The sequence below is a fragment of the Paenibacillus glycanilyticus NBRC 16618 genome (assembly GCF_004000805.1).
GTDB classification, from domain to species: domain Bacteria; phylum Bacillota; class Bacilli; order Paenibacillales; family Paenibacillaceae; genus Pristimantibacillus; species Pristimantibacillus glycanilyticus.
In genome coordinates, this window is the sequence record NZ_BILY01000033.1 from 18,093 (window position 1) to 29,575 (window position 11,483).

Annotated in this window: 8 protein-coding genes; all 8 read right to left on the reverse strand. The window is 53.2% G+C overall.

The annotated features are described in order from the left end of the window. Window positions 1–32: 32 nt before the first annotated feature. The 8 genes from PGL01S_RS22485 to PGL01S_RS22520 all read right to left on the reverse strand — a co-directional run bounded on the left by PGL01S_RS22485 (window position 33) and on the right by PGL01S_RS22520 (window position 11,471). Window positions 33–1,388, reverse strand: coding sequence for an extracellular solute-binding protein (locus tag PGL01S_RS22485; RefSeq protein ID WP_127496814.1), 1,356 nt, complete (start codon window positions 1,386–1,388; stop codon window positions 33–35). A 564-nt stretch (window positions 1,389–1,952) separates the two neighbouring features. Then, the gene (locus tag PGL01S_RS22490; RefSeq protein ID WP_127496815.1) at window positions 1,953–2,966 is read right to left on the reverse strand and encodes a formylglycine-generating enzyme family protein; all 1,014 of its coding nucleotides are present in this window, start codon (window positions 2,964–2,966) and stop codon (window positions 1,953–1,955) included. Window positions 2,967–3,116: 150 nt separating this feature from the next. Continuing rightward, window positions 3,117–4,592: a sulfatase gene (locus PGL01S_RS22495; protein ID WP_127496816.1), complete on the reverse strand. Its 1,476-nt coding sequence runs from the start codon at window positions 4,590–4,592 to the stop codon at window positions 3,117–3,119. An 11-nt stretch (window positions 4,593–4,603) separates the two neighbouring features. Further along, window positions 4,604–5,464, reverse strand: a complete 861-nt coding sequence (locus PGL01S_RS22500) for a carbohydrate ABC transporter permease (protein WP_127496817.1) — start codon at window positions 5,462–5,464, stop codon at window positions 4,604–4,606. A 30-nt stretch (window positions 5,465–5,494) separates the two neighbouring features. Next, complete coding sequence (locus PGL01S_RS22505; protein WP_127496818.1) at window positions 5,495–6,412, reverse strand: carbohydrate ABC transporter permease; 918 nt, start codon at window positions 6,410–6,412, stop codon at window positions 5,495–5,497. A 101-nt stretch (window positions 6,413–6,513) separates the two neighbouring features. Continuing rightward, complete coding sequence (locus tag PGL01S_RS22510) at window positions 6,514–7,824, reverse strand: ABC transporter substrate-binding protein (RefSeq protein WP_127496819.1); 1,311 nt, start codon at window positions 7,822–7,824, stop codon at window positions 6,514–6,516. A gap of 225 nt (window positions 7,825–8,049) precedes the next feature. Next, entirely contained in the window at window positions 8,050–9,669 is a 1,620-nt protein-coding gene (locus PGL01S_RS22515) for a response regulator transcription factor (RefSeq protein ID WP_127496820.1), read from the reverse strand. Next, a complete protein-coding gene (locus PGL01S_RS22520) occupies window positions 9,666–11,471 on the reverse strand; it encodes a cache domain-containing sensor histidine kinase (RefSeq protein ID WP_127496821.1) in 1,806 nt (601 codons plus the stop codon). Before PGL01S_RS22520 ends, PGL01S_RS22515 begins: the two co-directional genes overlap by 4 nt. Window positions 11,472–11,483: the final 12 nt, after the last annotated feature.

Sequence of the window (11,483 nt, forward strand, 5' to 3'; positions counted from 1 at the left end):
CTTGTTTCATGGTATGGCGGACGAGGATTGCCTTACTTCGCGCCGGCCATTTTCATCTTGTCGTTAATGAGTTTCACGGCATCGTCCAGGGAAGCTTGCACGTCTTTGCCTTCCGTGATGAATTTCAGGGCGTTCGCCATCGGATCCCATACATGGTCAAGCTCGGGAACGGTCGGGAACGGCTGGCCGTATTGGATTTGCTGCGAGAAGCCGGCTACAAGCGGATCGCCCGTCAGAACCGGATTGTTCAGGACGTTGATAACCGGAGGAACCTCGCCTGTTTTCTTGAAGTACTCAAGCGCGTTCTCTTCGTTCGTCAGGAAGGCCGCAAAATCCGCCGCCCACTCTGGGGATTTGGAGAACTTGGATAGCATCCAGCCTTTCACGCCGATAAAGGAGGTTGGATGCGCGCCGCCTTCAAGGGTAGGGATTGGAGCAACGGCCAGATCGTCGCCGAGCGCTTTTTTGTAATCGTTGATGGCCCACGGTCCGTTGATAACCGCGCCAACTTTGCCTTGCGTGAACAGACCGCCAACGATGTCGCCGTTAACGCCTTTAGGCAGGTAGCCGTTGTTGAACCAGCTTTGGATCAGGGAGGCGCCTTTTACCGTGCCTTCCTTGTTCAGACCGATATCGTTGATATCGTATTTGCCGGCGTTGTCTTTGAAAATATAACCGCCTTCGCCGCCGAGGAAGCCCCAAGCGAAGTAGAAGTTTGCCGCTTCAAAGAGGAAGCCGTAGTTTTGTTTCTTCGCGTCGGTCTGGTCTTTCATGATTTGCTCGAGGTCGGCAATCGTTGCAGGGGCATTAGGGACAAGCTTCTTATTATAGAAAAGAGCGTAAGTTTCCGTTACTAATGGGAGGCCGTACAGAACGCCGTCTTGGCTAAGCGCCGCGAGTGCTTCCGGCGTGTAAGTGCCTTTTACCTCGTCCGAAGCTTTCACCTCTTGTACAAGACCTTTCACGACCAAGCTGCCGATGCCCGGCTGGTAGAACAGGTCCGGACCTTTGCCGGCGGGACCGTCAAGCGCTAGCACATCCGGTTGATCATTCATCGCTACCGGCTTAATGTTGATCTTAATCCCTGTTGCGGCGGTGTATTTATCCGCTGCCGCTTGGATAACAGCGAGTTTGTCTTCCGCCGTATCCGGCCAGATGGTCAGCTCGGCAGGCTTCGCTTCCGTTGGCCCGTTCGCTTCCACGGTTGCCGCAGCGTCCGCGCTTGGCGATTCCGAAGCCGTTGCGTTAGCGTTCGTATTGGTGCTTGCGGAGGCATTGGCATTGCTAGCCGTTGTACCGTTGCCGTTATTGTTGCCGCCGCATGCGGCAAGCGACATCGATACAGCCAGCAAGCTAAGCGTGATAAGCATCTTTTTGCTCTTTAACATCGTTGAGAGCTCCCTTCCCTTTATCAACTCTTGTAAGTTTGTTGACCCCGGTATGCCGTGGTTCATGAGTTCATTGTAGGATTTCGAGGGGGAGTCTCACTACCAATCCGGTGACCTGAAAGGATAAGATTGTGACCTGTCGGTGAGGTGGATGGATGGGAGAGGTCGCTTAACGATGCGGGGCATCGTTAAGCTCAAGGAAAACGGCGCTGTGAGCATAGTTTGTTGGGGGGTGGGCGCTTCTTAACGATGTGCGACATCGTTAAGAGAGCTAACGTGGGCTTTTTCGAGCAGCTTAACGATGCGGGACATCGTTAAGCTCGAGGAAAACGGCGCTGTGAGCTAGTTTGAGGAGGTTTGAGCGTTCCTTAACGATGTGCGACATCGTTAAGAGAGCAAACGTGGGCTCTTTCGAGTCGCTTAACGATGTCGCACATCGTTAAGCTCAGAAAGCACGGTTTAGGTAGGTGAAATAGCCCCAGCCCCCGCGTCGCAGGTGCATCGGGCTACAAAAAAAAGCCGTCTACCAAGCTAACGGCGTGCTTGATAGACGGCTTTGCTCTATTATTGCTGCGGTGCGGACAGCACCGTGCGGAACCCGCAATTGCCGGTGGAGCTGTCGGGCGTGTTCTTGCTGCGCGCCGCTACCCGGTAGCGGTTGCAGTAGGAGCTGTGGCAGAGATACGAGCCGCCCCGCATGACGCGCCCTTCTCCAGTACGAGGGCCTAGCGGGTTATCGTTCTCGCCGCTTTGATAGTACGCCGGGCTGAACCAGTCCGAGCACCATTCCCAGACGTTGCCCGCCATATTATAGAGGCCATAGCCATTGGGCTTGAAGCTCTTAGCCGGAGCGGTTCCCAGGTAACCGTCGCTGGCGTGATTTTTGACCGGGAATTTACCCTGCCAGATGTTGCAGTTATGCTCGCCGCCTTGCTTCAGCTCATCGCCCCAAGGGTAACGCTTCTGCGCAAGTCCGCCGCGGCCCGCGTATTCCCACTCCGCTTCCGTCGGCAGGCGCCTGCCCGCCCACTCGCAATACGCCATCGCATCGTTCCAGCTGACATGAATAACCGGATGATCCTCGCGGCCTTCGATATGAGAATCGGGTCCTTCCGGATGGTTCCAGTCCGCGCCCTCTACCGGGTACCACCAAGGGGCCGTCTGCGGCACCGTCTTCACCTTCGCCGCTTCCGCCTCCGAAACGAACAGATGGAACACATAAGACCAGCCGAACCTTTGGGCTTCGGTGACGTAGCCCGTTGCCGCAATAAAACGTCCGAACTGCTCGTTCGTTACCGCCGTTTCATCCATATAAAAGCTGTTTACGGTAACGCTATGAACCGGTCCTTCCCCGTCTGCCGCAAAGCCTTCCTTATCATTGGTTCCCATCAGGAAGGTTCCGCCCGGAATAAACACCATCCCCGAAGTATCGGTATCCGGATCAACAGCCGGCTTGGAGTCCGCCGGTTTGACCGCTGCTTTCAGCTTCAAATTCTTAGGTGCGATCACAACCGATGAACGATCGGTTGAACAGCAGGATTTTACCGTGTTGCTCTCTAATTCCTGTTCCTGTGCCATCTTCACCTTCCTCCCCGTATAAGAAGTGTCTATGATCCATCTAACTAGCTTTTCTTGTAACTCTCTTATTTCAACACTACCATAATAAGAAAAGGCAGTACAACGCTTTCCGCACGTAAACTAACGGAAGGCCTTATACTGCCATCTGCTCTATTCTTTTTCTAGTAAACCAAGCCGGACGTACTGCTCTTCCGGTGCTCCCGCCTGCTTCATGCCCGCAACGAGCAGCTCCATCATCCGTGCCTCGGCCTCATCATCCTGAAGCGGATGCTCCTGATGCTCATCCCGAGCAAGATCATAAAGCCGCGTCTCCATGACGAATTGATTCCGGGCATACGTTACGCCTTGCGTGCTTTCCGGAATTTTGAACACCGGATAGGACGTATAAGGCAGGAACCGGCCCGCTTCAATACGCTCCGGCGCTACGCGTCCGAGATAGGAACGGAAAGTGGTCGGCATAGCTGTGTAAGCGTAACAAGGATAATTATCCTTGGAGACCGGTGCGCGCATATACGTATAACGGCCATCCGTTACATTGACGCACATCCCGTGATAGCCGTACAAAGCCGCTTCCCTCACCTTCTCCTGCGTTCCTTCGAGCAATCCGCGAAGCGAAGCCCCTTGCACCGTATCCGGAATCGAAGCTCCCATATAGTCCAGGATCGTAGGCATAAGATCGATATTTTGCGTAAGCGCCTGGATGCGGGTGCCCGCGGCCCGGCCTTCAGGCAGACGAATCATTAGCGGGATATTGGCCAGCTCGTTATACACATGCATGACGTTTTTGCCCGTCTGTTCGTGCTCGCCAAGCAATAAACCGTGGTCGGTTGTAAAAATAACAAGAGTATCGTCCAGGATATCCAGCCGTTCCATCGTATCCAGCAGCTTGCCAAGCCAATGGTCGATCATCGTAAGAGTTGCCGCATAACGCTTCTGAATATGGGCAAGCGCCTCCGGCGGTACGTCAACAGTGCCGTATTTCGGCCAGCTGTAGGCCGGACCTTCGTAGCTGTCCTGGTACATTTGCAAATAATGATCGGGCGTATCAAACGGCTCATGCGGGTCAAAAGCTTCCACCGTCAAGAAATACCGGTCCTCGCGTCCGTTCTTCTCCAGCCAGTCGCATGCCGCCTGAATGGTCCTTGGCCCCGGATAATCCTCTTCGCGAAGAAATTGCGTACGGTTCTTCTGGCATTGCGCGCGTACCTGACCGTAATAACGTTCCGGCGCAGGCAAATCTTTAATAGAAGAAACCCATGGATCATCCTCCTGCCCCCGGTGGAAATCCCACGTGGAGAAGGACTGGCAATAGTTCTCGCCGCCCGTGGCAAAATAATGATAATGGTCGGTCACGATATGGCTGAACACGCCGGCCTCCCTCAGAGACGCCGGCAACGTGCGGTCAAACGGTTCAATGCCGCCCCAGCCCTTTTCCAGAAAAGCAGCCCGTCCCGTCAGCATATCGCGCCGCGCCGGCATGCAAGGCAGCGACCCGGACCAATGCTGGTCGAAGACGACGGACTGCTCCGCAAGCCGGTCGATATTAGGCGTCCGAACGCCCTCGCCGCCGTAAGCGGATAAAGCTCTTCGGTTCAAGGTATCGAGCATAATCATAATCGTTCGCATGAAAGCACCCCTTATTTCAGACCTGTTGTTACAATCCCCTGCACAAAGTATTTCTGCGCTGCCAAGAATAATAATACAAGAGGCAACACGACTAAGGTAGTTGCCGCCATGAGCAAATTCCATTCTACGTTCGTCTCGCTGCGGAAAATGGTAAGGCCAAGCTGCACGGTCCGCATATGCTCCGTGTTGGTCATAATAAGCGGCCACATGTAATCGTTCCACGTTGCCGTAGTTTTGAAGATCGCCAGCGTTGCCAGAATCGGCTTGCTGAGCGGCAGATAGATCTGGAAGAATACGCGGAAGACATTCGCTCCGTCAATTTGCGCCGCCTCGTCAAGCGCCCGAGGAAAGTTCAAGAAATATTGCCGGCACAGGAAAATCCCGAAGGAGCCCGCAATAAACGGCAGCACCAGACCCGTATAGCTGTTAATGAAGCCAAAGCCGCCTTGCCCCTGCCAGTCGTTGCCCCCAAAGAACGGGAACATCTTCATCATCAGGAAGGTTGGAATCATCGTCGCCTGCGGCGGCACCATAATGCCGATCAGCACGGAGAAGAATAGCACGTCCCGTCCCGGGAAACGAAGCCTCGCAAAAGCAAAGCCTGCCATGGAGTTAAACACCAGGCTGAATACAACGGTAACGCCGGTTACAATAAACGAATTATAGAAGTATCGGAGCCATTCGCCTCGTCCCATGGCTTCCGCGTAATTGTCGAATAACCAATGTTTCGGAATAAACGTAAATGTCGGGGACTGAATCTCGCCCATCGTTTTCAGCGAAGTAACCACCATTAACAAGAACGGGAACAGCATAAGCAATGCAATGATAAACATAACGATTGAAAAAAGTACAGTAGGCCATTTTCTAGTCATTACGGGTCCGCCTCCTAATCCACATCGGTGTCATTCCCCTTTATTTCCGAGACGGAAATTCAGCAAAGTAATAAGCAGCGTAATCACGAACAAGACCATCGCCATCGCCGATGCGTAGCCCATCTGGAAATCCTGGAAGCCGCGCAGGTAAATCTGATGAACGATGGTTGTCGTTTTGTTCAACGGTCCGCCGTTGGTCAAAATGTTGACCTGCTCAAACACCATAAACGAGTTGATGCAGGACATAACCAGAATAAAGAACGTTGTTGGCTTAAGCATCGGAATCGTGATGGCAAAAAACTGCCGGACCTTCGTTGCGCCATCCATATGAGCGGCTTCATAAAGGCTTGCCGGGATGGACTGCAGACCGGACAAATACACGATCATCGTGTAGCCGATCGATTTCCAGATTCCCATCATAATGATGGCGGCCATTGCCGTGCTTGGATCGTACAGCCATTGCACCGGGGCAAGGCCAACCGTCTTCAGCACGCGGTTCAATATCCCGAGCGACGGATCGTAAATCCATAGCCAGATCATCGATACCGCAACCATGGAGGTGACGTTCGGAATATAAACGCTGACGCGGGCGAATAGGCGGCCTCTCAGCTTTCCGTTCAGCAGTACCGCGAGCAAGAGGCCTAATGCCATCTGCGGAAAAATCGAAAACAAGGAATAAATAAACGTGTTGTACACCGCCGTGCCAAACAGCTTGTCATGGAACAGCCTTACGTAGTTGTCGAAACCAACAAAAGCCGGCGTCGAGTAAAAGTTATAGTTCGTAAAGCTGTAATACAAGCCCACCAGCAGCGGGATAAAAATAAACGCGAAATAAACGAGATAACCCGGGGCAATAAACAAATACCCGGCCTTATCGATTGGGGCGCGCCGCCGGCTCTTCGAAGTTGTCGCTTTGCTTGCTGCAGCCGCCGAATTCACGGAATTCATAACGCCTCACCTCTCTTCCTTCAATAACGAAAAATCCTTTAAAAAAGGCGCCTGCCCTTCTAGCGGCAGCAGGCGCCTATACCAGGCTAAATGGATGCCCGTTAGTTGGTAATCAAGTTTGGCAGCTCTTTTTTCAGCTCTGCGGCCGCATCCTTCATCGCTTGCTCCGCCGATTTCGTGTTGTAGAAAGCTGCTTCCAGATGCTGGCTGATAATCTCGTACATTTTGCTGGAGTAAGTGACCTTTGCGGCGCCTTCCCCGTAGGATACCGCATCGAATACCGCTTGGTTCATTTCAGGTTTGTCTTTGATGTAATCATCCTTCAGCGAGTTCAAGACAACCGGCGTGCCAAGCTCCTTGTATCGGTTCCATGTCTCTTCCTTGGACATAACCGTCTGCATGAATTCAAACGCCAGATCCTTCTGCTTGCTTTGCGAGCTCATGAAGAGCAGGCGCATACCGGCGAAGGTAGCTTTTGTTTTGCGCTCGATTGGACCGGATACGCCAATCTTGCCGGCCAATTCCGGATGATCCTTTTGTGTATTCACGTAAGCAGCCGGGCTGTCGTAAGCGATTGCGGCTTTGCCGTTCGGGAACAGGTTCTCGTTGGATTTCGCCGAGTCGTTCGGAATCGTTACGCCTTTTTTCACCAGGTCCACAATATACTGCGTCGCTTCAATCGATTCCGGAGAATCGAAGAGCGGCTCGTTTTTATCCGCATCGATGATTTTGCCGCCGTTTTGCAGGACAAACGATTGCCAGAAGGTCCAAGCGTTAGCCGTTGGAATGGCCAGACCCGCCGTCACCGTTGTATTGCCGTCTTTCTTCGTCAGTAGCTCCGCATCCTTCGCAAGCTCTTCCCAGCTTGCCGGCGGCTTCTCGGGATCAAGTCCCGCCGCTTCGAACAGGTCTTTGCGCCATAGCAGAACGCGAGGATCCGGAATAAACCCGAGGCCGTACAGCTTGTCTTTGTACATGCCGGTGTTCAGCACGCTTTCCATCATGTCGCTTTTGCCATCCCACTTATCCGTATAAGCGTCAAGCGGTTCATATTGGCCAAGATTTGCCCGCTGGGCAACCGATGCCAGTGTATAAGACAGCACATCCGGCGCGGTACCGCTGGCATAAGCGGCATTCAGCTTAGTCTCCATGTCGTTGCCGAACGGAACCTCGCTGTAGTTCACCTTCACGCCCGGATGGCTGGCTTCGAATTCCTGAATCACGCGCGTCCAATACGCTTTCTCCGGCGCATCCGTGCCTGCCCGCCAGAATGTCAGCGTCTTGCTGCCGCCGGAAGAACCGTTGTCCTTCGGGTTCAGCTGCTCGGTGGAGTTGCTGCCGCATGCGGTTAACGCAACGCTGGCCAGCACCGTCACGCAAAGCGCCGTCATGATGCTTTTTCTTCTTTTCATATCTTCTATGACCTCCCTTTGTTGAATCTACTGTGAAGTATAAAGAATGGCAGAGACCGCTAGTGACGCCAGATTCCGGTCTTTCAGCACAAAAGTACAGGAATTAAGAGCAGCCCTGCTCCTCTGCCTTAAGGAACTAGCAAAATATTCGGATTCCATACTCCGCTGTTCGGATTTCACAAAAAAACACCGCGTTATCGCGATGTTTGACGGATCGGTATTTATTTAGACGCTGCGCTGCCGCTCCATGTATTCGGCCGGGGACAAGCCCGTATAGCTCTTGAACAGCTTGATGAAATAGCTCGTATTCGAATAACCGACAAGCGCCGCGGCATCGGCAACCTTCAGCGTCTGACGTTTCAGAAGCTCCTTCGCTTTTTCCATCCTTACCTGCATCAGGTACTCGTTATAATTCATGCCCGTTTCTTTCTTGAACAATTCACTGATGTACGTCCGGCTCAGATGAACATGATCCGCGATGTCCTGCAGCATCAAATCTTCCGCATAATGCATCGTAATATATTCGCATGCCCGTTCCACCGCTTCGCCATACTGCGGACGCCGCGCGCTGATCCGATCCATGATCTGATGAAAAACGCTGCTCGCCCAGCCGGACAATTCGCGGAACGTTGCATACCGCTGAACCTCCACGTGGGCGTCAATATAGAGCGTCTCCAGCTCTTCCGTCGGAACGCCTACCGTTCTGGCGCGGTTAACCGCAATGTAAATCAACTCCAGCACCAGCGACCTTGCCTGCTTGGCTGACAGCTGTCTCCCCGTTTCCATCTCGTCCATAATTTTCTCGAGGAACAAGCCGGCTCTAGCCGTCAGTCCGTTATCCAGATAGCCTTGAAACGTTGACGTCCAGCCGGACCCGAAGTTGCTGTAAGCCGCGCTGCCTGCACTGCCGTTGTCTTCATACCAGGCAATGCCGGGATCGCCGTAAAATAAATGACGGTCCGCAGCGGCAAGCGCTTCGGACAGCTGCTCCGGCAAATAAGACAGCCTGCTGTACATATGGCTGATTCCGATCACGGCGTTAGCTCTGACAAACCGCTGCAAATGCTCGCTTGCCCGGCTTGCCAGCACAAGCAGCGATTCGCGCTGCGACTTTAATCCCGTGTGAACCGAATTGCAGAGCATGATATACAGATTCGGCTTGTAGAGGAAGGAGCAGCCGTTCCCCAGCTCATGATGCAGCGTCTCGTCCAGAATGTTAATGACCGCATTCTGCAGCAGCCCTTCCTCCCGGATCCGCAGCGGCTCCGAGCCCTGTACGATTCCCACAACAAGCAAGGCAAGATGCTTCTCGGACAACCCGATATGCAGACGCTCCATTCTCTCCGCGAATCCATTCGCCGCCTCCCGTCCACCCTCCAAGAGTTCGCGGAAATAGGCATTGCGAAGCGTAACCTGACTTTCGTTCAAGCTGTATCTAAGCGCGTTTATTTCGCTGGCCGCCCGTTGATCCAGGTCAATATCCTTTTTGATTTTCTGCAAAATCTGTTCCAGCCCGGACAGCGTAATTTCCGCCTTCAATATGTATTCGCTTGCCCCAAACTTCAGCGCTTCCGCCGCGAATTGGAACTCGCTGTAAGAGCTGAAGACCACCGACCGGATATGCGGCATTTCTTCTTTAAGCGCTTTGATCAGGTCAATCCCGTTCATTCCCGGCATCTTGATATCCGTAACGACAAGATCAACCGGATGGGTCCGGCAAAAGGTTAAAGCATCCTCGCCGTTCGAAGCTTCGCCCGCTATCCGGTAATCGCCGCCCGTCCGCTCCACCGTCATCTGGAACCATTCCCGGATCATCGGTTCATCATCCACAATGAGAATATTCATCTTGTCCGCACCTCCTCCCATTTGTGTATAGCGGGTATCCGGACGAGGACCGTCGTTCCCGCACCGGCTTGCGATTGCACGCTGATTCCGTAATTCTCGCCAAAATTAAGCTGAAGCCGTTCGTGAACGTTCCGGTAGCCTCCGCGGTGAACCAATTTTTCGTCTTGTTCTCCCGCTGCCTTGGATTCCATGTCCCCAAGATCCATCCCGACCCCGTTATCCTCGATCTCAAAACAAATATCGGTTCGTTCCATATACCCTCTCACGATAAGCTGCCGTTGTCCTTCTCCCTTGCGTTCCAGGCCATGGAATATCGCATTTTCGATGAGCGGCTGCAAAATAAGCTTGATGGTCTTGTATTCGTAAAGCTCCTCTTCGAGCTCGTACCGGACCTCCATCCGGTCCCCTTGCCTGATTTGCTGAATGTATAAATAATTCCGGACCATCTCCAGCTCCTCCCCGATCGGGATAAGCTCGTCCTGCTTCGAAATGGATTGCTTGAGCAGCTTCACCAGCGCCACGATAACCGAATCAATCGTCTCCGGCCTGTGCTTCACGAGCATAAACCGGATCGAGGCCAGCGTATTGTACAGGAAATGCGGGTTGATCTGCGATTGCAGCGCCTGGAGCTCCGCATGTCTTTTGCGCTCCTGCTCCAGCCGGATATTTTCCAGCAGCTCCTGAATCCGTTCGAGCATGCGGTTGAACTTTCTCGTCAAATGCCCGATTTCATCCTCCGAGTTAACGGGAAGACGGACCGACAAATCGCCAAGCTCCACCCGCCCAAAATGGTTATACAATCTTTTGATGGGAACGGCAAGGCGCCTCGCCATGAAATAAGAGGATGCGTACGCAAGCAGCACAACTCCCGCAAAAACCAGAATAACGATCGTCTGGAGCTGGTTGATGCTGGACAATACCGTCGCCGTAGGCGTGTACGAAATCAGCTTCCAATTCGTCTTGCCGATCGTCTGGAACGAGATGAGCTGCTCCTTTCCGCCTTCCTCCGCCCTGAAATAACCGGAATCGTAATCCCGGATTTTATAATAATACGGCCGGCTGGCCAGCGACTCGCGAATCTGGTCTTTATGGCCGGAGGAGATGATTCTTCCGTTTGCGTCTACGATCTCGATCTCCTGCGCTTTATCGAGCGCGCTGCTGTATAAGTCGTTAAGCGAGCTTTCGTCGACGCTGACCGCTACAATGCCCGTAGGTGAACCGCTTTCAAACCGCTTGCTGATCCTTACGCCGTAGAAGGCGGCCCCCCGGTCTACACCCGTCAGCTCCGGCATCGGCTCGGTTACCCAGATAATCTGGCCTTGACCGTAGACGGCAGCGCGGTACCACTCCTTGTCCGAATACGAGCTGACCGGCTGAGACAACGTCTCCTCCATGCCGTTGCCCGGAAATTCAAAGCCGTTAAGGCCTCTCAACAGTACTTGAAAGCTGATCCGGTTAAACGAATAAATGGAATTGGACAGCATCTGATCGAAGGAAGCCCTCTGCATGGCATATTCGTAGCTGCTTGGATCAAAGGCTTGCGTAAACGCGTGGTTCACCTCGGTGCTGAGGAAGAACTGGTTCGACACCGCGATAATGTCATCCAGCATCCGGTCGGTCTTGTCCGCAATCTGTCCCAGCGTCTTCAAGTTCGACTGGCTGACCTGCGAGGTGATGGAATCCTTGGAGATCTGCAGCGAGATCGTCCCGAACAATCCCAGCGGTATAATAATCAGCACCAGCGAAGCGATCAGAAACTTATTTTGCACGCTGCTTTTCCGAATGAACCAGTTCCATACCATGTGAAGCTCCCC